At 44.3% G+C, this 22,316-nt stretch carries 20 protein-coding genes; all 20 read left to right on the forward strand.

What is annotated here, in order from left to right:
- Positions 1-21 precede the first annotated feature (21 nt).
- The 20 genes from I2I33_RS10270 (at position 22) to I2I33_RS10365 (ending at position 22,290) form a co-directional block, all read left to right on the forward strand.
- Entirely contained in the window at positions 22-2,367 is a 2,346-nt protein-coding gene (locus I2I33_RS10270) for a GumC family protein (RefSeq protein WP_087422607.1), read from the forward strand.
- 5 nt (positions 2,368-2,372) lie between these two features.
- Positions 2,373-3,071: a tyrosine-protein phosphatase gene (locus I2I33_RS10275; protein ID WP_087422553.1), complete on the forward strand. Its 699-nt coding sequence runs from the start codon at positions 2,373-2,375 to the stop codon at positions 3,069-3,071.
- Between the two features lie 88 nt (positions 3,072-3,159).
- Complete coding sequence (locus tag I2I33_RS10280) at positions 3,160-3,501, forward strand: hypothetical protein (RefSeq protein WP_087422554.1); 342 nt, start codon at positions 3,160-3,162, stop codon at positions 3,499-3,501.
- Entirely contained in the window at positions 3,395-3,775 is a 381-nt protein-coding gene (locus I2I33_RS10285; protein WP_140402626.1) for a hypothetical protein, read from the forward strand. The genes I2I33_RS10280 and I2I33_RS10285 overlap by 107 nt, the downstream gene beginning before the upstream one ends.
- 173 nt (positions 3,776-3,948) lie before the next feature.
- Positions 3,949-4,584, forward strand: coding sequence for a DUF6266 family protein (locus tag I2I33_RS10290; protein WP_087422556.1), 636 nt, complete (start codon positions 3,949-3,951; stop codon positions 4,582-4,584).
- Complete coding sequence (locus tag I2I33_RS10295) at positions 4,581-4,955, forward strand: 3TM-type holin (protein WP_087422557.1); 375 nt, start codon at positions 4,581-4,583, stop codon at positions 4,953-4,955. The genes I2I33_RS10290 and I2I33_RS10295 overlap by 4 nt, the downstream gene beginning before the upstream one ends.
- A gap of 138 nt (positions 4,956-5,093) precedes the next feature.
- Positions 5,094-5,702, forward strand: coding sequence for an N-acetylmuramoyl-L-alanine amidase (locus tag I2I33_RS10300; protein WP_087422558.1), 609 nt, complete (start codon positions 5,094-5,096; stop codon positions 5,700-5,702).
- 151 nt (positions 5,703-5,853) lie between these two features.
- Positions 5,854-6,486, forward strand: coding sequence for a hypothetical protein (locus tag I2I33_RS10305; protein WP_087422559.1), 633 nt, complete (start codon positions 5,854-5,856; stop codon positions 6,484-6,486).
- Between the two features lie 10 nt (positions 6,487-6,496).
- Positions 6,497-6,661 (forward strand): hypothetical protein, encoded by a 165-nt coding sequence (locus tag I2I33_RS10310; protein WP_162613872.1) that lies wholly within the window; start codon positions 6,497-6,499, stop codon positions 6,659-6,661.
- 195 nt (positions 6,662-6,856) lie between these two features.
- Positions 6,857-7,453: an RNA polymerase sigma factor gene (locus I2I33_RS10315; RefSeq protein WP_087422561.1), complete on the forward strand. Its 597-nt coding sequence runs from the start codon at positions 6,857-6,859 to the stop codon at positions 7,451-7,453.
- A 79-nt stretch (positions 7,454-7,532) separates the two neighbouring features.
- Positions 7,533-8,654, forward strand: a complete 1,122-nt coding sequence (locus I2I33_RS10320) for a FecR family protein (protein ID WP_087422562.1) — start codon at positions 7,533-7,535, stop codon at positions 8,652-8,654.
- Between the two features lie 166 nt (positions 8,655-8,820).
- Entirely contained in the window at positions 8,821-12,117 is a 3,297-nt protein-coding gene (locus I2I33_RS10325) for a SusC/RagA family TonB-linked outer membrane protein (protein ID WP_087422563.1), read from the forward strand.
- Between the two features lie 11 nt (positions 12,118-12,128).
- Complete coding sequence (locus I2I33_RS10330; RefSeq protein ID WP_087422564.1) at positions 12,129-13,583, forward strand: RagB/SusD family nutrient uptake outer membrane protein; 1,455 nt, start codon at positions 12,129-12,131, stop codon at positions 13,581-13,583.
- Positions 13,584-13,596: 13 nt separating this feature from the next.
- A complete protein-coding gene (locus I2I33_RS10335; protein WP_087422565.1) occupies positions 13,597-14,370 on the forward strand; it encodes a DUF4843 domain-containing protein in 774 nt (257 codons plus the stop codon).
- A 34-nt stretch (positions 14,371-14,404) separates the two neighbouring features.
- The gene (locus tag I2I33_RS10340; protein ID WP_087422566.1) at positions 14,405-15,928 is read left to right on the forward strand and encodes a PKD-like family lipoprotein; all 1,524 of its coding nucleotides are present in this window, start codon (positions 14,405-14,407) and stop codon (positions 15,926-15,928) included.
- 9 nt (positions 15,929-15,937) lie between these two features.
- Positions 15,938-17,302 carry a TlpA family protein disulfide reductase gene (locus I2I33_RS10345; RefSeq protein WP_162613873.1) on the forward strand — a complete coding sequence of 455 codons (1,365 nt, stop codon included), beginning with the start codon at positions 15,938-15,940 and terminating at the stop codon, positions 17,300-17,302.
- Between the two features lie 272 nt (positions 17,303-17,574).
- Positions 17,575-18,183: a V-type ATP synthase subunit E family protein gene (locus I2I33_RS10350; protein ID WP_087422568.1), complete on the forward strand. Its 609-nt coding sequence runs from the start codon at positions 17,575-17,577 to the stop codon at positions 18,181-18,183.
- A gap of 71 nt (positions 18,184-18,254) precedes the next feature.
- The gene (locus I2I33_RS10355; protein ID WP_087422569.1) at positions 18,255-19,094 is read left to right on the forward strand and encodes a DUF2764 family protein; all 840 of its coding nucleotides are present in this window, start codon (positions 18,255-18,257) and stop codon (positions 19,092-19,094) included.
- A gap of 9 nt (positions 19,095-19,103) precedes the next feature.
- On the forward strand, positions 19,104-20,864 hold the full coding sequence (locus I2I33_RS10360) for a V-type ATP synthase subunit A (protein WP_087422570.1): 1,761 nt from the start codon (positions 19,104-19,106) through the stop codon (positions 20,862-20,864).
- 103 nt (positions 20,865-20,967) lie between these two features.
- Positions 20,968-22,290 carry a V-type ATP synthase subunit B gene (locus tag I2I33_RS10365; protein WP_087422571.1) on the forward strand — a complete coding sequence of 441 codons (1,323 nt, stop codon included), beginning with the start codon at positions 20,968-20,970 and terminating at the stop codon, positions 22,288-22,290.
- Positions 22,291-22,316: the final 26 nt, after the last annotated feature.

The following is a 22,316-nucleotide window of genomic DNA, read 5'->3' on the forward strand; positions in this document are numbered from 1 at the left end:
CCAGATTAATAGTATATGAAAATGATCAATCAAGATAATAATTTGTTACAGACAGAAGAAGAGGAGTATTTTGATCTGAAAACTTTTTTCTATAAAATTTTGGCCCGTTGGTGGTGGTTTGCTATTAGTATACCGTTATGCGCCCTAATTGCTTTGTATATTTGTTTTAGTTCGACCCCGGTGTATAAGGTGGGGGCGAAGGTGATGATTAGCGATTCGAAAAAAGGGGAGGTCGGGGTAAATCCGATGTTAAAGGAATTGGGGTTGTTTCAAGGAACGATGATGGTGGAGAATGAGATTGTGGAGTTGAAATCCAAGAACTTGATATTGGATGTAGTAAAAGAGCTGGAACTAAATGTGGATTATACGAGGGAAAAGGTATTGAGAGAAGAGAAACTGTACAAGGATTCTCCTTTTCGAATGCTCGTGGATTTACCGGAGAATATCAAGGATACAACCTTTTACGTGATTGCAAAGGGGGCAGATAAGATTGAGGTATTGGATGCGGATAAAAACGTGATGTTCGAGGGGAATTTTTCTCAAGCGATATCAATGGGAGACTATCGTATGACCGTGGAAAAAAATGATTCGTTATTACAAGTTGGAGATGAGATTCGAGTGGATTTATTAACTTACGGGAAAGCAGCAACGGATTTTCACAAGCGTTTGGAGATAAGTTTGTTGGAGAAAAATGCTAGCGCTGTGGGTGTTTCGTTAAAGGAAACGAATCCGGGGAAAGGGGTAGATTTCCTTTACACGATGATTCGGCGTTACAACCAAAATGGTATAGAGGATAAACAACTCGTGTCAGAAAAGACGGTTGAGTTTATCAACGAACGTCTTCGGGTCATTAATCAGGAATTAGGGGATATTGAGAATAGTGCGGAAACATTTAAAAAGACGAACCAGTTAACTAACTTGACGTCGGATGCAGCTCTTGCCATGGAACAAAAGAAGGCGACTGATGCTGAATTATTGAAATTGGGTACCGAAATGGATGTGGTGAAGAGTGTGCGTGCTTACTTGGAAGATAGACGAGGAGAAGAGTTTAGAATATTACCGGAACAGTTAGGGTTGACAGATGAATCTCTTAATAGTGGTATCAGTAAGTATAACGAGATGATTCTTCGTAGAGGGAAATTGTTACAATCGGCTCGGGAAAGTAACCCGATCGTGTTGGGTTTGGAAGCTCAGTTACGGGATTTAAAGAGTAGTATTCGGTCGGCTATTGCTAACGTGGAGAATGGATTGGATATAAAGATTAAGAGTTTGGAGCGGGAAAGCCAACAGGTGGAGGATAAATTAACTTCTGTGCCGACACAGGAAAAGCAGTATCGTTCTATTGCCCGAGAGCAGGAGTTGAAGGAGAACTTGTTTTTGTTCTTAATGCAAAAACGCGAAGAGGCGGAGATCGCCAAGTTGATGTATGTGCCGATGGCTAAGATCATAGAGAATCCGGATCCGGGGGAACATCCAGTGGCTCCTAGAAAAATGCTTATATTGTTGTTCGGAATGTTCATGGGAGTGGTGCTTCCCGTGGGAATCATGTTCGTGGCGGATATGTTGGATACAAAAGTGAGAAATGCTGATGAGGTGGGAAAAGTGGTAAATGCCCCGTTACTTGGAACTTTGCCGCAATTGCCGGAAGAGAAAACGTCGATAGAGAGCGAGGACTGGATGATGTCGGAGTCGATGCAGTTGATCCGGGAGAATTTGAATTACCTGATCAAGCGAAAGGACACGCCCGTGATCATGGTGTCATCGACGATACCGAGTGAAGGAAAATCTTTGGTTGCGGCGCATTTAGCGAGTGCTTACGCCCGGGCGGGAAAGAAAGTGATCGTGATCGGTTGTGACTTGCGTAACCCGAGGTTAAACGAGTACTTCAAGAGGGAAGGTCGGAAGGGATTATCGGCTTACCTGGCCGGGATGGTTGATGACTCGGGGATGCTGGTTGAGAAGGTAAACGATAACCTGCACGTGATATTTGGAGGAACGGTCCCCCCGAACCCGACACAGTTGATAGCTAGTCCCCGGATGGGAGAGTTGCTGGCGTGTTTGAAGAGCGAGTTCTCGTGTATTATCCTTGACACGCCGCCGCTGGGTATCCTGGCTGACGGATTCTCGTTGAGCGAGTACGCGGATGCTTGTGTTTACGTGGTTCGTGCGAACGTGCTTGATAAAAAAGGTCTGAGGGTTGTTGCCGACCTGGAGAAGGGTGGTCGTTTGGCGAACCTGGGAATCGTGGTGAACGGGATCAAGGTTAGTCGTTCCGGTGGTTACGGGTATGGTTATGGCTACGGGTACGGTTACGGCTATGGCTATGGTTACGGACAGGATGGCAAGGATAAAAAGAAGAAAAAATAACGATCATGGACTGGTTTAAAAGAAGGGACAAGCAATATTTTTCTTATGATCATGACATCCATTCTCATATTTTACCGGGATTGGATGACGGGGTGAAACGGGTAGAGGATTCCGTGGTGATCGTGAAAAAGATGCTGGAACTGGGGGTGAAACAGTTTTCTTTTACTCCTCATATTTCTTTTCCATCACCGATGAACACGCCGGAGATAATTCTTGGAAAACTGAACGATCTGAAAGAACGTTTATTAAAAGAGGGAATCGAGATCGAGGCGGATGCCGGGGCGGAATACAAGATCGGTGAATACATGATAGATTTGATCCGTCAAGGGAATATCGCCTCGTTTCACGGAGGAAAGGTGCTGGTGGAACATAGTTTCGTGGCCCCGTCTCCGGTTTTCGAGGAGGTGATTTTTCGTCTGCAGGACAAGGGCTACACGCCCGTGCTGGCACACCCGGAGCGTTACCCGTTTTACGCAAAACATCTGACGGAACGGGTGTGGGAATTGAAACGACGGGGATGCCGGATACAGGTGAACTTGCTGTCGTTTGTGGGTTTTTACGGGAAAGAGGCAATGGCAGGGGCAAGGGAGTTATTGGTGGCAAGGTTGATCGATCATTTTTCCGGGGACATACACTCGGTGAAACAGGTGGAGTTGTTGGAGAAATTCTTGAAATCGAAAGAATCGGAAAAGTTATTGGTTTAAGATTTACAAATTTGTATTTAAGCGGAGATATAACCTCGGACGAAGAGTGTCCGAGGTTTTTTAATTTATAAATTTTTATATTTAAGCTATGAAAGAGTTATTAAACGCAAGGTTTTTCTCTTGGTTAGAAGAGTGTGGTGGAAAAGATGTCACGAAAGATGAGGTAGAACTGGTCGTCGGGGAGTTCGTGGCGGATTTGGAACGGATGTGTGACAAGGAAAAGAACTATAAGGAAGAGGTGCGGGTGTTGGAACGAGTACGAATCCGCCTGCACGTTTGGGATGAAGTGTGCCAAGCGAGTGACGGATCGGGGAAAAAAGGGAATGCTCGGGTATTGCGTGGAGGCCGTGTTACAACGGGTAGAGGCCGAGATCCGGTTTTCCCGAGAGCGGCAGGAATACCCGGAGAGGTATGCCGGGAGTTCGGATGATGGACCGTTGGCGGTCTGGACATCGAACAATAACAAGATGGAGATAGCGGAACTGATGCTGGGAATTTATCTGGCGAAGGTGTTACGCACGCCGGACGGGATGTTGATGGAGTATCGAGAGATTATCCGGTTGGCCGAACGGGCGTTCGGGGTAAAAATTTCGAATCACAGGGAGTTGAAGCGGGATATTTTTAAACGGACGAACGAGCTGGTGATTTTCCTGAAACGGTTGATCTTTTTGATTGAACAGGAACGGGATAAGAAAGATGCTTGATGAAAAGAGGCTTGAGCGATGTGCTTGGGCCTCTTTTTTTATTAGAAATAATCAGTGGTTTGTGGGAAGATAGGAACACACGTGGGATGGTGTGTAGTGATGAAGTTTCGAAGGTGTTGTAGTTTTGTCGTTAGAAAAATGAGAGAGAGTATTCATTTAAAAAACGAGAAATTATGGCATCAGTTAAAAATGATTTTGGATTAAACGGGAAATTGGGGGATGTGATTATTTATCAAATAGGTAACAAGTCGTATGCAAGAAGAACGTTTCGAGCGAATAATCCGAAGACAATGAAACAACAGGAAGTTAGGGCGAGATTTTTAGTTGCAATCCGGTTTTACCAGAAGTTGAAAGAGACTTCGTTAAGGAGGGTATTGAAGGTGTCTGCTCAAGGAAACAGTTTCAATGGTTATACGTTTTATCTTGAAAAAAATATGAAGGTGTTCTGTGCGGATGGGTGTATCGGAGATTTCTCTCAACTTCAGTTTTCTGCGGGAAAGAGGCAACGAGTGTTTCATTTAAGAGGAGGGATTGATCCGGAAGGTCGTGTTTTATTACAATGGGAAAAGGTGGGTGGACGAGGATTTGTGGAGGATGATGATCGTTTGATGGTGGTCGTGTTACATGAAGGGCGGGCGTTTTGTCCGAGGGTGTTGGAGAATACTGGGGGTGTGCGGAAAGATGGTGCGGCGAGTTTCACGATTGACGGGTGGAAGGGGGAAACGTTGCATTTGTATTGTCTCTTTATTTCGCCTGATGAGAAGCAGTTATCTATGAGTCAGTATGTACGTTTACAGGGGAGGAAATGAAGCCGATAGCAGATGTTGTCAATGCTATTAGCGGGGTGATTAATGGCGTGACGCTCCCGGCGCGGGAGAAGAAAGAGTTACAGGCGGAGATATTGAGATTGGTGTACGAGCGGGAACGTGAAATGATTGAAGCTCGGGCTGGCGTGATAAGAGCCGAGGCTGCCGGGAATTGGCTACAGCGTTCGTGGCGGCCATTGGTGATGTTGATATTTGCTGTTATTGTACTTATTGGCACTTTCACGAGTTTGCCCATGCTGGCGGATACTTCCCGGTTCTGGGATTTGTTGGAGATTGGGTTGGGCGGGTACGTGGTGGGGAGGAGCGGGGAAAAAATGGCGGGGGCCATTTTTAAGATAAAAGATAAAAACTAAAAGATAAAAACTAATCAATTTTAGATCCTATCGATTAAGTGATTTAATGATTTTCGATGAAGTGATTTTAATCACCCAATCATCGAATCGGCAATCACGGAATCTTTTTCATTCTAAATTTTAAACTTTAAACTTTTTATGATGGATGTATTTTCAAGTTCTAATTCATCTTTTTCAATTGTCAATCACCGGTTAATGGGTGGTGGGGTGATTCATCTGGAATGCCCGAAGAATAGACGTGGACTAGGAGAGCCGGATATGATTATTTTACATTACACGGCAGGTATGGATGCCATGTCTTCAGCAAAATTCTTGGTAAAGCCGGATGTGAAGGCATCGGCGCACGTGGTGATCGGGCGGGACGGGCAGGTGATACAGATGGTGCCGTTTAATATCGAGGCGTGGCATGCCGGGAAGAGTAGTTACGGGGGAAGGAACGAGCTGAATCATTACTCGATCGGGATTGAGCTGGATAACCTGGGGCAGTTGCGACTGGAAGGGGGAAAGTTCGTGGCGGAATGTGGTAAGGAGGTTCTCGTGGGGGAAGTGTACACGGAAGATTCGGGAGAGGTGCCGACGTACTGGCATGATTACACGGACGTGCAGATGCGGGTGTTGAACGAGGTGTGTGGTTTGCTGGTGGATACTTATCCCATCGGGGACATCGTGGGGCATTCGGACGTGACGTCGAGGAAAGTTGATCCGGGACCGGCATTGAGGGTGGCGGACTGGATTAAATTCTACTAATTTTAAATTTTAGATTTTAGATTTCAGCGCACGGGGCTGCGTTTTCATTCTAAATTAAAATAAGTTTCTTGCATTTTTCGTGTAGGGCCCATGCGGGGAGTGCGGAATCATTTTAAATTTTCTGATTTATTCATTTTTAAATTTTAATGTTATGGCAAAATTTGATTCTTATTTATTGGGTAAGGTAACGAAAACCCTTGGTAACGTGACGATGTGTTACATGAACAAACAGAATATCGCTAGGGCGAGGATATTCTCGAGAAAGGATAAGCCGACTTCGGAGATGTTGGATCAGCGAGCCCGCATGAAGGTGTTGATCGAGTTGTCCCGTTTCTTGTTGCCGGTTGTGCAGAAAGGATTCGTGGGAATTGGGAACGGAACTACTTCGAATGCATTCGTCGCGAAAAACATGAAAGCGGTAGACGTGGACGAAAAACACGTGGCAACGGTAGATTACGAACGGTTGAAAATGGCTACCGGAGTTCAGGATGTTCCGGAAGTCTCGGTCACGTATTCCTCGGAGAATAAAATGTATTCTTTCGAACAGGAGATGCAGACGGAGGAGAACGGGTTCGCTTTGGTTGACGATCTGGTGTATGCTGTGGTGTTCGAGAGCGTGTTGATGCGGGTGAAATTGATCTCGTTAAGAAGTCGGGGGGAGAACGGCAATACCAGCGTGGCACTTCCGAAAAATTGGAACCATGCGAACGTGAAGATCTATTGTTTTGCAACCTCGAAGAACGGGAAAAGTATTTCGCCTAGCCAGTATCTCACGGTTGAGTGATTTTAAGGTTATGATGAGCTTATACTTTTTCACGGGAATATTTTTCACGCTGAGTTTGAATGCTTTTTTCACGCAGTTGGCAAATGATTTTGTTGCGGGAGTGTTAAGCATCGTGGGAGGAGTGATCAGCTCGGTCGTGGTGGCTTGGTGCAAACGTCGATGGGAACAAAATTGATGCGGATGGAGTGGCAGAGATTCTTTGCCACTCCTTATAGTTTATAAAGTCGAATCTTTGATTCTGAAAGTTTATAAAGTCCGTTGCCCCTAGTGAGCGCTTGTCTACCGATGGATTCTGTTTAAAGAACTCCCGTCATCTTGTGGACTTTTGATACATTTTTCTCTATCTTTGTGAAAAATAATTTGCAAGTGCATGGATTATTCGGCATTCATAGAGGGTATAAATACAAAAAATGAGAAGGCTTGGGGAAAGTTGTATGATCATTATTATGCCTCGTTGTGTAGTTATGTCGAGAAATTATTGAGTGATCCGGAGATGGCCGAGGATATTGTGCAGGAATGTCTGATTAAAATGTGGAATACAGATGTGAATTTTCCTGATGTCAGGGCCCTGTCTGCCTGGCTTTACAAGAGCGTGTATCATGCTTCCGTGAGTGTCCTGAGAGAGAAAAAATCTTTGGAGCGTTTTCAAAACGGGAGAGAAATTCTCATAAGCGATGAGGAGACGGCGCAAGAGATGGCGCTGCGGGAAGAGGTGATCACTTATTTTTACGAGCTTCTTTACCAATTGCCGGATCAGCAAAGGGATATTTTGTTATATAGTTTGCAAGGACATAAGGTACAGGATATTGCCGGAATGCTTAATATCAGCGAGAACTCGGTGAAGACGCAAAAGAAGCGGGCTTACCAGTATGTCCGGGAACATTTTGATGTGGCTAAATTGCGAGTGCTGCTAACGATATTCTTTGAAAAGAAAAAAGATCTTGCCTGTAATTCATTTTCGAAATAAAAAAAATCAAGTTATTTAAAAATCTTGTCACCCGTTTTTTTAATTTTTGCGTTTATAGGTGTATTTAAAATTTAAAACGATGAATTGGGAAAACATAGATGATTCGGCTAAACGTATGATGATTCGTGTGGTTGCCATACTCACGGGGGAGAAAGAGGAGGGTGAGGATAAGAGTGTTCGGGATTTTATCGAGGCCCGGATGTTCGAGGAGGAGATGGAGAGACGCGGGAAATACGATGGGCGTAAGGCATTCCGTCAGATTCAGAAGAGAAGGCGAAGAAGTATCGTGTGGAAAGTGAGTGCGGTGGCGTGTGGCTTTTTGCTTCTGTGCGGAATTTCTTTATTATTCTGGGAGAAACAACCGTCAGCTGTAGGAGATTTGAACGAGGCTTACGGGATTCATGAGGATCGACAGGTCGTGCTACAATTGAGTGGGGGGAGGCAGGTTGTTTTGGGAGGGACGGATTCTCTTCAGTTGCAGGAGAAAGACAAGTCGATAGAGGTGAACAACGGGTTGATTGCTTATCATCACGGAGATGTTAAAAGTGACGGGCCGGAAAATCTGTATAATACGTTACTTGTACCGAAAGGAGGTGAATTCCGGGTGAAGTTATCCGACGGGACCATCGTACATTTGAATGCGGATAGTGAGTTGAAGTACCCATTAACATTCTCGAGAAAAGAACGTCGGGTGTATTTAAAGGGTGAGGCATGGTTTGAGGTGGCAAAAGATCAAGAGTGCCCGTTTTACGTGACGACGGATGATATTCAGGTGCGGGTGTACGGTACGGAATTTAACGTGAATACTCATGGCGTGAATGAGGTACAGACAGTGCTGGTGGAGGGAAGTATCGGGATCCGGTCTTTACACTCTACCGGAGAAGTGCGGGTGCTGCCGGGGCAGTTGGCCGAATATAGCCGGAAAGATCAAGAAATCCGGTTGAAAGAAGTCGATGTACGTCAATACACGGCTTGGAGGGAAGGTTTCTTCTATTTTAACGATGAAACATTGGAAGATATTGTGGATGAGCTGGCTCGCTGGTACGATATGGAGGTATTCTTCCGTTCGGGAAATGCAAAAGAGTTGCATTTTTCGGGATTCTTGAAACGTTACGAGGATGTGCGGAAGATATTGAGAACGGTGACGGAATCTACCGGGGTGAAGTTTGATGTATCGGGAAAAACGATTGTTGTAAATTAAAAAGGAAGGTGTGACAGCACCTTCCAGATGATCATAATTCATGCAACCGGTATTGCGTCAACAAGGACCTGTTGCTATTATAAACCATAGTAATTACAAAATTATGCAAAAAAATCGACATTGCCATCGTGTCGGAAGATATGGTTGGCACAAATTTGGACGTATTATGAAATTATGCCTTATTTTGGTCTGTGTTTTTTCTTTCGGGCTTTCGGCGACGACGAAAGCACAACAGGAGCGTGTTAGCTTGAAATTGGAAAACGTGTCGTTAAAGATTCTGTTAGACAAGATTCAAGAACAGACCCAGTTGAATTTTATGGTAAACCGGGAACAGGCGGAACTGTTGGGATTGGTTTCGGTGAACGTGCAGGATGAAACCGTGGAGAACGTGCTGAATCGGGTGTTGTCGAATTCAAAACTGACCTACGTGTTTATGGACGAGATTATCGTGATCAAGGTACGACAACCGGAGGAAAAGGATAAAAAAGAGAAAATCACGATCCGGGGAGTGGTACAGGATGATAAGAAGCTGGCTTTACCGGGTGTGACGGTCGTGGTGAAAGGAACTTCCGTGGGGACAGCCACGGATACGAATGGTAATTTCACGTTGAACTTACCCGAGATGAAGGATGTCGTGTTGATTTTTTCGTTTATCGGGATGAAATCTCAGGAGGTGAAATATACCGGACAAAAGGAGATAAACGTGATTTTGCTTCCGGATGTGACCGAGATGGACGAAGTGGTGGTGACCGGAATTTTTGAACGTAAAGCAGAAAGTTATACGGGTTCTACTTCCACGTATAAAACAGAAGATCTGAAAATGATTGGTAGCCAGAATATTCTTCAAAGTTTGAAGACACTGGACCCCTCTTTTCATATCACGCCGAATAATGAATTCGGATCAGACCCGAATAAGTTGCCGGATATTGATATTCGGGGAAAAACGAGTGTTGTTAATTTGAAAGAAGAGTATGCTGTTGATCCGAATCAACCCTTGTTTATTTTGGATGGTTTCGAGGTCCCGCTGCAGACAGTGGTCGATTTGAACATGGAGCGAGTTGCTTCCGTGACGATACTGAAGGATGCGGCATCTACTGCTATTTACGGATCTAAAGCGGCCAATGGGGTTGTCGTGATCGAGACGAAACGTCCGCAAGCCGGTCAATTACGACTGAGTTATAACGGGGATTTTAGTGTGTCTATTCCTGACTTGTCCGATTATAATATGATGAATGCCAAGGAAAAGTTAGAGTTTGAATGGTTGGCGGGGGAATACTCTGTTTCTTGGGATCGGGATCAGAATAAGGAATACCAGTTATTGAATTTGTATAACAGACGTCTGGAAAAGGTAAAAAGCGGGGTGGATACCTATTGGCTGAGTGAGCCTTTGCGTACCGGATTCGTGCATAAGCATAATCTTTATGTCGAGGGAGGTGACGACGCGATGCTTTACGGTGTCGGGCTGAATTATAACGGGACGAGCGGGGTAATGAAGGGATCGGATCGGGATGTGTTTAGTTTTAACTTGGATTTACGTTATCGGAAAGGTAAATTGAGATTTGATAATAAGTTTACTCTGGATTACGGGGAGGCGAATAATGCTCCGCAGAGTTTTGCGGTATATGTGCAAACAAATCCTTATTACGAGAAAGATTACGAGGGGAGTATTCCTAAATATTTGGAAGAATCCGAGATTCGTGACGGGTTGATTACTGAGGTTAAACGTCCTAATCCTTTGTATAACGCCAGTTTGAATTATTTGGATTGTACCCGGAGTTTGGCTTTTCGGGATAATTTCCAAATCGAGTATCGTCCCTGTGACGGATTGATGGCCCGGGGACGTGTCGGATTAAGCAAGTCGAAAGACGAGACAGAATATTTCAAATCGCCATTCCATTCGGATTTTGATGAAACGATAAAGACCGAGCGGGGATTATACCAGAAATCAACATCCGATAAATGGACTTACGAGGGGGACGTGGTGGTTACTTACGGGAAGTTACTGGCCGAAAAACATCAAGTTAATTTCGTGGGTGGTTGGCGATTTGCCTCTTCCAATTACGTGAACGATTCTTACAAGGCTATCGGTTTCCCGGATGACAATATTCCAAATCCGGCGTTTGCGAATCAATATGCTGCCAATAGTAAACCTTCTTATTATAAAACGGTAAGTCGGAGTACTAGTTTTTATCTGAACGGGAACTATGCTTTTGATAACCGGTATTTGTTGGATTTTAATTGGCGTAAAGACGGATCTTCGGTGTTCGGGGTAAATAAACGTTTCACGGATAGTTGGTCTGTGGGAGTTGCGTGGAATATTCATAACGAGGCTTTCATGGGGGAGTGGATGGATTTGTTGAAGTTGCGTTTCTCGGTAGGAAATCCCGGAAATCAGAATTTTTCGTCTTATAGTTCTTACAATACTTATGGTTATAACACTTCCTTGCAGAATTTGTTCGGAATGGGAATAGATGTGCTTGATTTTGGAAATCCCAATTTGAAATGGCAAAAGACGATGGATTATAACGTGGGGGCAGATATAGCCGTTCTGAGCAATCGTTTGAAGGTGAATCTGGACGTGTACTATAAGGAGACCGATCCTTTGCTGGTGACCACGACGATCGCCTCTTCGACAGGAAGGGATGCCTACATCACGAATCTGGGAGCACAAAAAACAAACGGTTTTAGTGTGAACATGGTAGTGACCCCGATTTATCGTCCCGACGAACGAATTAATTGGTCGTTGACCTTTAATGGAAGACACCAGAAACAGGAGTATAGTAAGATCGGTAACAAGTTGGACTTGATTAATGATGAATTGAAGAAAACTTCTTTGCAGCGTTATCGGGATGGTGGTAGCCCGACGGATATTTGGGCAGTGCGATCTAACGGAATAGATCCGGCAACCGGGAATGAACTTTTTATTAAGAAGGATGGGTCGTACACGTTTGATTATGATAGTAACGACGAGGTGATTGTGGGTAATACCGAGGCAAAACTAGAAGGAGTTGTAGGATCGAACTTCTATTATAAGGGTTTTTCCTTTAGTGCTTATTTCCGTTATCGACTCGGGGCTGATTATTTCAATTCGGAGTTATACAACCGGATTGAAAATATCACGAGTTTTTCAGAGTATAATCAGGATAAACGAGCTTTATACGATCGTTGGCAAAAAGTGGGGGATCATGCTCAATACCGGAAAATTACTTCCAAGGTGGCTGCGAATGAGACTTACCCGATGTCAGACCGTTACGTGCAACGGGAGAATACGATTTCCGGGGAAAGTATTTCGGTTGCCTATGAGTTTAGTGGTCAGAAATGGTTGAAGATGTTGTATCTCTCAAGTCTGACTTGTCGGGCGAATATGAATGATATATTTCGATGTTCCACGATTCGGGCGGAGCGGGGGACGGCTTATCCTTTTGCCCGTACGGTTTCATTCTCGTTAAGTATGACCTTTTAAATGATTAAGATATGATAGTCAGTAGATATAAATTATTAGGCGTGTTGGTGGCTTTCTTGCTATCTGGTTGCAATAGTTGGCTGGACGTGGAACCTTATGATAAAATGACGGAAGATCAAGTATATGCTTCCGAACAAGGAATTCAAAAAAACTTGAACGGCTTGTACCTGAAGATGGCTTCCGAGGATTTGTATGCCCGGGAATTGTCGTGTGGAGTACTTGATGTTTTGGCTCAACGTTATTATATATCGGATTCGGAACATTCGTATTATAAGTTGAGTCGTTATCAATATACCGATAAGGATGTGAAGCCATTTTTCGAGAGTATCTGGAGTGCGGGTTGGAGTTTAGTAACGGCTTGTAACGAGATTCTGGAGAATGTACCCAAACATCAGGAGGTGTTGAGTAAACGGGATTATGCTCTGGTAATAGGGGAAGCTCTGGCGGTGCGGACATATATGCAATTTGATATATTCCGTTTGTTTGCCCCGGTGTATAGTGCGGAGACAGAAAATCGGGCGGCAATACCTTTGTATGACAAACCTACGGACGTCCCTGCATCGATTCTGACTTGCGGGGAAGTGGCAAATCGGTTGATAAGTGATATTGATTCGGCTATTTATTTATTACAACAGGATCCGATTCTTACGGATGGTATCGTGTTGGATGATGAGGACTTCTGGGCTTACCGGAATGTACGAATGAATTATTACGCGGCTTGGGGGCTGAAGGCTAGAATGTGTTGGTATTTTGGGGAGAAATACCGGGCAGAGGCTTATCGGATTGCGACATCCTTGCTAGAGGGAAAAGATCCGAAAAGCGGGGCTACGTTAAAGTTTGGTGATACTTTCGAGGCGATAACCAAAGACAATGCAGTCAAAGATCGGGTGTATTTTCCGGAAATGCTTTTTTGTCTGCACAATCTGAACCGGGATCGGTTGTATAAAGAAATGTTTTCTCAGGATTTGGAATCAAAGGTTATTTTCCAGGGATTGACTTCTTATCTGGGAGTGTTGTACAATGATAACCGGGATTATCGTAATCGTTTCTGGGAACAAGCATCCGGGGACGAGAAGGTGAAGATTTTCGTACGTTTCTATCCGCAGACCGTCCTGAAATCGGATAAAAATCCGTACACATATCAGATACAATCTTTGATGCGGATGAGTGAACTGTATTTGATAGCGGCTGCCACGGCTTCCGAGGAGGAGTTGCAAAAGGAGTGGCTCGAAAAGAGTCGGTTGAACCGAGGGTATCAGGATCATAATATGGACGGACAGGATGTGAATGATATCTTGGATAAGGAATGGCAAAGAGAGTTTTACGGGGAAGGTCAGTATTTTTTCTACTTGAAACGTAATCAGGTCAGTATCTTGTACGGACAGGATGGAAATACGAAATACGAGATGAAGGATTATTACCAGATTCCGTTACCCGAGAGTGAAGTAAATAATAGGTACGAATAAATACGTGTGGATTATGAAAAATATACTATTGATCTTTGGTTTGAGTCTGTTGTTGGTGAATTGTTCAGAGGATACTCTCGACACGTATCACGGGAATGACGGGATCTATTTTGCTCCTAGTATACTGGGGAAATATATTGATTCCACTTCTTTTTCATTTGCAATGGTGACGGTGGACGATACGGTGGTGAATATGGCAGTCCGGCTATACGGAGAGGTACAGGATTATGATCGTCCGTTCCGTGTAAAACTCGAAGAGGCGACAGGGGAAGAGGGAGTTGATTATGCACCTCTTGAAGAGGAGTATACTTTACCGGCTAATAAGGCGGAGGCAGCAATTCCCGTGCGAATATTCCGTCATGGTACGGCAAAAAATAAGTTGGTTCTACGAATTGTCCCGAACGAATACTTTACTCAAGCACTGTCCTTGAAAGTGCAGGATGAAGATACGTTGGATATGACGTTGAAAACATTGATATTTACGAGTAAGTTGACACAGCCGAAAAATTGGTATGATTGGGCTTTCGGGTATTTTTCGGAGGCAAAATATAAATTAGTCAACGAGTTGGGAAATATGGATCCGGAAGTTTGGAATGCGACTAGTTTTCCTTCCCAATACTATTACCAGTTGCCGCTTTTTATCACAAATTATTTGAATAGTAAAATAGCGGGTGGTCCCGAGAGCGCATTGAAAGATCCGGATCCCCAGTCTACCCGGGGATATATGACTTTTCCCGACGTGGTTATTCCGAGTTCTTTCCCGGATGCATGGCCTAAAGATGAATAATGGACGTGATTTTAATAGATAAAAATGATTGGTTATGAATAAATATATATACTTGGCGTTAAGTTGGGTAATGATCGGGTTATTGTCGTCTTGCTACGATGATAAGGGAAATTATGATTACGATTATATCCAGAGTGTCATATTAAGAGAGGAATTGAAAGACACGGTGGTGACAAGGGGAAAGGTGTTGACGTTGAAACCGGAAATTGCGAAGATTGTCACGCATGGAGAAAACGACACAACAGGAGTGAATGTTGATGACTATGATTACGTGTGGTACACGTATAATGAGGTTACCGGAAAACGGGATACCTTGGGAAATCGTTCCTATTTAGAGGATACAATTTATCTGCCGATTTCGGATAAGTACAGGGTGACGTTTTCAATTACTGAAAAGGCGAGCGGTGTGGCTTGGCTGAATCAGTTCGGGTTGAAGGTGATCGGGGCTTATAAGAATGGTTTTCTTTTTTTGACGGAAGATGCAACAGGTGAAGTCGAATTGGAATTGTACGGGGATGATGCGCAGGGAGGTAAAATACGTGAGACGGGAATGTTACAACGGTCCGGTTTTCCTTATCGGAAAGGAGGGGCTAATGCCGTCTCGTATATATCGTGGGATCGCATGAACATAAAACAGATCTGGGTTGCCACGGGAGAGGCGACAGGGTGGCTGACCATTCCCGATATGGTGTGGCTGGAAACGAATATGGCGACGTACATGATGGTGGAGGCAAAACCGATCAGTTATACGTTTAAGAAAATGTATGCTTATAAGCAGAATGATTTAAAAGAGTTTTTCGTGACGGACGAGGGTGAAGTGCATTGGTTTGACCCGACGGGAGCTTTTTATTCGGATTGTGCTTATAATGGCGGGCAGAAATTTAAAGCATCAACGATTCTGGGAGTGAGTGGAGATTGTATATTGCTTTATAATGAGACAGGGAAGTATTTCCTTTCTTATAGTACGTGGAGTCCCATGTATGCCAAATCCGAGTCCACTCGTTTGTCCGGAGCGGATGCTTTAGAGGGAAGTGACCTGATCTATATGCAGGGGATCGCTGATGGTAGTGTGATCGTGATTACCAAAGACCCGGATGGTTTGTATCGTCGGTACGTGTATGTGTCATCACTTGATTTCTCTTCGTATCCTCCGGGAGCCGTGTTTAAACAGGAAACAAACTTCACGCAGGAGTTGCAGAATAATGCGAATATGTTGGAAGAGGCCGAGCATATCGTGCTTGATAGGGGAAATGGGTTTATTTATTTTGCTATCGGTAGTACCTTGTATAATTACAGGGAAGGAGGCGGGATTGATGCTTGCGTGAAATTGAATGATTTGATGTTCGAGGGAGAAAAAGTTGTGATGGATGAGATTACGGCTATGGCTGTTGTTACAGATGGAAAGTATAACAAAGATGTTATTGTAGCTACTTATAGTGCTGAAACGAAAGGGAAAGTTTATGTGTTGCGGCCCGACCAGTCGGAAAGTCGTCGTATGGAAGTGGTGGAAATTATTCCGACAAATGAGATGGTGAAAAGTATAAGTTATTGGCAGTAAATGGATCGTATGATGAAATATATAAAGATACTGGTGTTGTTAGCAGGGGTGGTTGCAGGGAGTAATATGCTTTGTAATGCCCAAGGTGGAAAAAAAGCTATGGTAGATTGTTACACTTCCAAGGATGCGTTGAAGAGCATCGTGTTGAAAAGTGTGAAAGACGGGAAAACATGGCGGTTGGCAGAGGGAATGTGTTTGAATGATGACTATTTTGGATTTGGCTGCGTCCCGACTTATTCCGGGATATATGTGGTCGGGGACGGGAAGTTTATGGAGTACCCGATTTATCTGAAAGGAGGGGAGCGGCTCTCGCTCTATCTGGATCAAGATACGGTTTATCTAACCGGGAAAAAGTGTTCCCGGGAGAATAAAATTTTGTATGAATGGTTGGCATTATCGGGACAGACCAAACGAATTGCCACTCAAATAAAGTACATGTCTGTGGATTACACCGTCTTCTTTCCGATGTTCGAGGAGTTTTTGAAGAAAGCACGTGTGTTCCGGGATAACCTGAAGAGTGGAGATAAATCATTTGATACGTGGATGAAACGCTATATAGATTATGATGTTGATTATATAGCCTTGAGTTTCATGTACACGCCGAGAAAGAAATTCCCGGAGAAGAGCGAGTACCCGGAGTTTTTCAAACATATTTATGCAACGGAGAAATTAGCAGATGATATGTTGATGGAACTTCCTTTTGGGATGGCGTTGTTGGAACTCTATACTTTAGAACAGGTAATGGCTAATAGTGAGCCTTATATGTTTGAGTATTTTGAAAAGTATATTCCTGATTATCGATTAAAGGGTGAGATGTTGTTGGCACATTCGAAAAGGATTTCTTCTTATGCGGATTGTATGGCTCAAAAAGAGAAATGGGGTAAATTCCTAACAACGGAACAAATGGCTCGTTTCGATGAGGTTGCGGCAAGTTTATACAAGGCGGAAGAAGGGGTGAAGGGGGCGGATTTTACCTATCCTGATAAAGACGGTAAAATGGTTTCCTTGTCTGATTTTAAGGGAAAGGTTGTGGTGGTTGACGTGTGGGCAACTTGGTGCGCCCCTTGTCGGAAGGAGTTGCCTCACCTTAAAAAACTGGAAGAGGAGATGAAGGGGACGGATGTCGTGTTTATCGGAGTTTCATTGGATGAGGCGAAGGACCGGGAAAAGTGGAAAAAGTTTATTGCCGAAGAGCAACTTCCCGGGGTGCAATTGTTTGCAAGTGGTTGGAGTCATATAGCAAAGGCCTATAAAATTACCGGAATACCTCGATTCATGGTGTTTGACCGGGATGGGAAGATCGTGGCAATAAAAGCTCCCCGGCCTTCTGATGAGGCTTTAAAACGCTTGTTGGAGGCAGAATTAAAGAAATAAAGATTTACTGATAACGAACGAAAATGAGGAAAGCAGAGGGCGTCTACGATTTGTTAGACGCCCTCTTTGTTGTCGTTCTCGCAAACTCTTTGTGGTGGAATTCGTATCTGTTACAGGGATATTTTCAAGTGTCCTATTGTATAATTTTTATTTGTTATTGTCAATGTTTTTTAATATCTTGACGCCGTTTTTCTGGATTACTGGCACATTTATTGACACTTAGTTTTAATGAAAGTTTGTAAGATAAAATTAATATATAATACGTTTTTAGTATGGAGAATAAATTAGATATTTTGACCCAAAAGCTTTACAACGAGGGGGTAGATAAGGCTCGCCAGGAGGCGGAGAATATCATCAACCAGGCAAAGCAAGAGGCCGAAAAGATTATTGCCGATGCGAAAGCGAAAGCAGCACAGATGAATGCTGATGCGGAGACAGAGGTTTCTAACTTGAAAAAGAAGGCCGAGTCTGAAATGACATTAAGTGCGCGCCAAGCTATCACGGCTTTAAAACAGGCAATCACGAATCTGGTTGCCGGGGATGTAGCCGGGGATGTAGCCAAGATCGGGTTCGAGGAAAAAGCTTTTATTCAGGAGTTGCTTATGACGATCGTGAAGAAGTGGGATGTTGCCGGTGGAAACCTGAACATGGAAATTCTTCTTTCCGAGGATGAAAAGGCGAAGTTCGAATCGTTTGTTGCGGCCAAGTACAAGGATCTGTTGGATAAAGGTATTGATGTAAAGGTGGGTAATTTAGAAGAAGGGTTTGTGATCCAGCCTAAAGATGGTGGTTTCCAGATTGCTTTCTCCGAGAAACTATTTGAAGCCTTTTTTAATCAGTACATGAAAGGTTTCACGAAAAAACTGTTATTTAAGGATTGAGTGATTGGGTGATTATAGATTAAGTGATTGAATCACAAAATCGTTGAATCATTAAATCACGGAATCACAGAATGAATAATATGATATTAAAAAATAATTACTACTGTTTTATTGCAGGACTACCGGAGGTCTTTCTGGATGATCGGAAACTAGCGTTGTCCGTGAACGGGTTTCGGGAGTTGGCCCGGGAGGCTCTGAAGAAGGAGGATGTGAAGTTGATGGAGTTGTTTTTTCTGCCTGCCGATAATAAACAAGTTCTGCGGTTGCTAAATAAAATGGCTCCCGATACCAATCTTGAAACAGTATATCCATTACAATGTCTGGAAGACGAAATCACCGAACCGAAAAATTCTTTACCTGTTTATCTTAATCGATTTATTGCGGATTTTAAAGGGGAACATTTGAAATATGATGTTTCTCCGGAGAATGTGTTGAGTTGGATGTATTACGATCACTTGATGAAAAGTGGCAGTAAGTTTGTCCGGAATTACGCGGAGTTCGTGATGAACGTGAAGAATTTGGAGACTGCCTTGACTTGTCGGAAGTACGGGAAAGAGGTTGCCCCGGAGATTATTGGTGATAACGTGTTTTCTAAGGCGCTGAGAACTTCAAACTCGAAAGATTTCGGTTTGGGGATGGAATTCCCGTACGCGGAAAAGGTGATTTCTCTGATGGGAAATACAAACCTTGTCGAACGGGAGAGAGGGCTGGATTTACTTCTTTGGGATTATATCGAAGAGGCTGTGGTTTACGAGTATTTCTCCATGGAGAAAGTTTTGAGTTTCATGCTTGAGCTGATGGTCGTTGAAAGATGGAGCAAGATGAGTTCCGAATCGGGACGAAAAGTCTTCATGGAAGTCGTGGATAAGTTCAGAAAGAGTTTCGAGTTTGCGGAAGAATTTAAAAATTAAAATTGAGACATGAATAAGACACAAGGAAAAGTTCATAGTATTATTTCCAACCTTGTACTTGTGCGTACCGAAGGACCGGTATCTCAGAATGAGATTTGCTTTATCCAGCTTGGAAACGAGCGGTTGATGGCCGAGGTGATCAAGGTTGTCGGGGATATTGCTTATGTACAGGTTTTTGAAAGTACCCGGGGATTGAAACCCGGTTCCCTCGTGGAGTTCGAAAACCATATGTTGGAAGTTACATTGGGTCCCGGTTTGCTGTCAAAGAATTTTGACGGTCTTCAAAATGACCTGGATAAGATGACGGGTGTATTCTTGAAACGAGGAGAGTATACGAACCCGTTGGAAGAAGATAAAAAATGGAGTTTTACCCCGTTGGCCAAGGTCGGTGATAAGGTGACCGGTGCCGATTGGTTGGGTAACGTGAAGGAGAACTGGCTGGATCATAAGATTATGGTACCTTTCAAGTTGAAAGGGGAGTATACCATCGCATCAATTGCCACTGCCGGGGAATACACGATAAAAGATACGATTGCCGTACTGAAAGATGAGGCCGGAAAAGAGATTCCTGTTACGATGATCCAGAAATGGCCGGTAAAGGTGGCTATCCGTAATTACGTGGATAAACCTCGTCCTTCCCGTCAAATGGAGACCGGAGTACGTGTTATCGACACGATGAATCCGATTTTGGAAGGGGGAACCGGTTTTATTCCGGGGCCGTTCGGTACGGGAAAGACCGTGTTACAACACGCGTTGTCCCGGTTTGCCGATGCTGATATTATTATCATGGCTGCCTGTGGTGAGCGTGCGAACGAGGTGGTGGAGATCTTTACCGAGTTCCCGGAATTGGAAGACCCTCGTTCCGGTCGTAAATTGTACGAGAGAACCACGATTATTGCTAATACGTCCAATATGCCCGTGGCTGCCCGTGAGGCTTCCGTGTACACGGCTATGACGATCGGGGAATACTATCGTTCCATGGGAATGAAGGTGTTGTTGCTGGCCGACTCGACTTCTCGTTGGGCGCAGGCTTTGCGTGAGATGTCCAACCGTATGGAGGAGTTACCGGGACAGGATGCGTTCCCGATGGACTTGTCGGCTATCATTTCAAACTTCTACGCTCGTGCGGGAATGGTGTACTTGAATAATGGTAAGACAGGTTCCGTTACTTTTATCGGTACGGTATCTCCTGCCGGTGGTAACTTGAAAGAGCCGGTGACGGAGTCCACGAAGAAAGTGGCACGTTGTTTCTACGCCTTGTCTCAAGCACGTGCGGATGCGAAACGTTACCCGGCAATCGATACGTTGGAATCTTATTCAAAATACTTGGAATATCCGGAATTTATCGAGTTCGCCAAGAAGAATATTTCCGATACGTGGATTGCTGATGTGAACGAGGCTCGTAATATGTTGGTTCGCGGTCGGGAGACGGCAGAGCAGATTGATATTTTGGGCGATGATGGTGTACCTTTGGAATATCACGTGGTATACTGGAAGTCCGAGTTGATTGACTTCGTGATTCTGCAACAGGATGCTTTTGACAACATTGACGGTTCTACCGCGATGGAGCGTCAGAAGTATATGCTGAACATGGTACTGGGTGTGGTTCGTTCCGAATTTAATTTTGACACGTTCGAAGAGATTAACCCCTATTTCAAACGTATCATTAATGGTTTCAAACAGATGAACTATTCCGAATATCAATCGGAAGCGTTCAAAAAGTATGAGGCAGAAGTGAACGAGATCATTAACGAAAGAAAAAAGAAATAAATTTAGTGATTAGGTGATATAATGATTAAGTGATTTGACTTTATATTGAGAAGAAATCACACAATCATGGAATCGAAAATCACAGAATCAAAAAATAAATTATATGACGACTGCTTTTCAAAAAGTTTATACAAAGATCACCCAGATCACGAAAGCAACGTGTACGTTGAATGCCCAGGGCGTCGGGAATGACGAGCTGGCTATTGTAGACGGACGGTTGGCGCAGGTCGTGAAGATTTGGGGAAATGATATAACCCTTCAGGTGTTCTCTGGGACAGAAGGGATTCCGACGAATGCAGAAGTGACATTCTTGGGAAAAGCGCCTACTCTGAGAGTGGGAGACGATTTATGCGGGCGTTTCTTCAATGCCTTTGGCGACCCGATTGACGGGGGACCTGCAGTTGACGGGGAAGAAAGAGAGATTGGGGGACCGTCGGTGAACCCGGTGCGTCGTAAACAACCGTCGGAATTGATTGCTACCGGTATCGCGGGTATCGACTTGAACAACACGTTGGTGTCCGGTCAGAAGATCCCGTTCTTTGCCGACCCGGATCAGCCTTACAACCAAGTGATGGCGAACGTGGCGCTGAGAGCAAAGACCGATCGAATCATCTTGGGTGGTATGGGATTGACAAACGATGACTACCTGTATTTCAAAAATTTGTTTGATAATGCCGGGGTGTTGGATCGTATCGTTAGTTTCGTGAATACCACAGAGGCTCCGCCTGTTGAGCGTTTGTTGGTACCGGATATGGCATTGACGGCTGCCGAGTATTTCGCGGTGGATAAGAACGAGAAAGTGTTGGTGTTGTTGACGGATATGACGTTGTACGCCGATGCACTGAGTATCGTGTCTAACCGTATGGATCAGATCCCGTCGAAGGACTCCATGCCGGGTTCATTGTATTCCGATTTGGCGAAGATTTACGAGAAGGCCGTGCAGTTCCCTGCCGGAGGTTCTATCACGATTATTGCTGTGACCACGTTGTCCGGCGGTGATATTACCCATGCTATCCCGGATAACACCGGGTACATCACGGAGGGACAGTTGTTCCTGCGTAAAGACACGGAGATCGGTAAGGTTATCGTTGACCCGTTCCGAAGTTTGTCTCGTTTGAAACAGCTCGTGATCGGTAAGAAAACCCGTAAGGATCACCCGCAAGTGATGAATGCCGCCATCCGTCTGTATGCCGATGCTGCTAACGCCCGGACCAAGATGGAGAACGGTTTCGATCTGACGGACTACGACCGCCGTACCCTGGATTTCGCCAAGGACTATTCCAACAGCTTGCTTGCTATCGATGTAAACATCAGTACCGACCAGATGTTGGATACCGCTTGGGATCTTTTCCGCAAATACTTTAACAAAGCGGAATTGGGTATTAAGCAGGAAATCGTGGAAGAGTTTGGCAAATTCTCCGAGTGAGAATTTCCCGGATTTTAAATTTTAGA

The sequence above is a fragment of the Butyricimonas sp. BSD2780061689_150309_C8 genome, assembly GCF_015560935.1.
GTDB lineage: Bacteria > Bacteroidota > Bacteroidia > Bacteroidales > Marinifilaceae > Butyricimonas > Butyricimonas paravirosa.

Coding starts and splice junctions, on each gene's coding strand:
- I2I33_RS10340 (WP_087422566.1), top strand. CDS start 14,405: ATGAATAAATATATATACTTGGCGTTAAGTTGGGTAATGATCGGGTTA.
- I2I33_RS10350 (WP_087422568.1), top strand. CDS start 17,575: ATGGAGAATAAATTAGATATTTTGACCCAAAAGCTTTACAACGAGGGG.
- I2I33_RS10285 (WP_140402626.1), top strand. CDS start 3,395: ATGCTCGGGTATTGCGTGGAGGCCGTGTTACAACGGGTAGAGGCCGAG.
- I2I33_RS10360 (WP_087422570.1), top strand. CDS start 19,104: ATGAATAAGACACAAGGAAAAGTTCATAGTATTATTTCCAACCTTGTA.
- I2I33_RS10335 (WP_087422565.1), top strand. CDS start 13,597: ATGAAAAATATACTATTGATCTTTGGTTTGAGTCTGTTGTTGGTGAAT.
- I2I33_RS10345 (WP_162613873.1), top strand. CDS start 15,938: ATGATGAAATATATAAAGATACTGGTGTTGTTAGCAGGGGTGGTTGCA.
- I2I33_RS10270 (WP_087422607.1), top strand. CDS start 22: ATGATCAATCAAGATAATAATTTGTTACAGACAGAAGAAGAGGAGTAT.
- I2I33_RS10305 (WP_087422559.1), top strand. CDS start 5,854: ATGGCAAAATTTGATTCTTATTTATTGGGTAAGGTAACGAAAACCCTT.
- I2I33_RS10275 (WP_087422553.1), top strand. CDS start 2,373: ATGGACTGGTTTAAAAGAAGGGACAAGCAATATTTTTCTTATGATCAT.
- I2I33_RS10325 (WP_087422563.1), top strand. CDS start 8,821: ATGAAATTATGCCTTATTTTGGTCTGTGTTTTTTCTTTCGGGCTTTCG.
- I2I33_RS10320 (WP_087422562.1), top strand. CDS start 7,533: ATGAATTGGGAAAACATAGATGATTCGGCTAAACGTATGATGATTCGT.
- I2I33_RS10290 (WP_087422556.1), top strand. CDS start 3,949: ATGGCATCAGTTAAAAATGATTTTGGATTAAACGGGAAATTGGGGGAT.
- I2I33_RS10365 (WP_087422571.1), top strand. CDS start 20,968: ATGACGACTGCTTTTCAAAAAGTTTATACAAAGATCACCCAGATCACG.
- I2I33_RS10330 (WP_087422564.1), top strand. CDS start 12,129: ATGATAGTCAGTAGATATAAATTATTAGGCGTGTTGGTGGCTTTCTTG.
- I2I33_RS10315 (WP_087422561.1), top strand. CDS start 6,857: ATGGATTATTCGGCATTCATAGAGGGTATAAATACAAAAAATGAGAAG.
- I2I33_RS10310 (WP_162613872.1), top strand. CDS start 6,497: ATGATGAGCTTATACTTTTTCACGGGAATATTTTTCACGCTGAGTTTG.
- I2I33_RS10295 (WP_087422557.1), top strand. CDS start 4,581: ATGAAGCCGATAGCAGATGTTGTCAATGCTATTAGCGGGGTGATTAAT.
- I2I33_RS10300 (WP_087422558.1), top strand. CDS start 5,094: ATGATGGATGTATTTTCAAGTTCTAATTCATCTTTTTCAATTGTCAAT.
- I2I33_RS10280 (WP_087422554.1), top strand. CDS start 3,160: ATGAAAGAGTTATTAAACGCAAGGTTTTTCTCTTGGTTAGAAGAGTGT.
- I2I33_RS10355 (WP_087422569.1), top strand. CDS start 18,255: ATGAATAATATGATATTAAAAAATAATTACTACTGTTTTATTGCAGGA.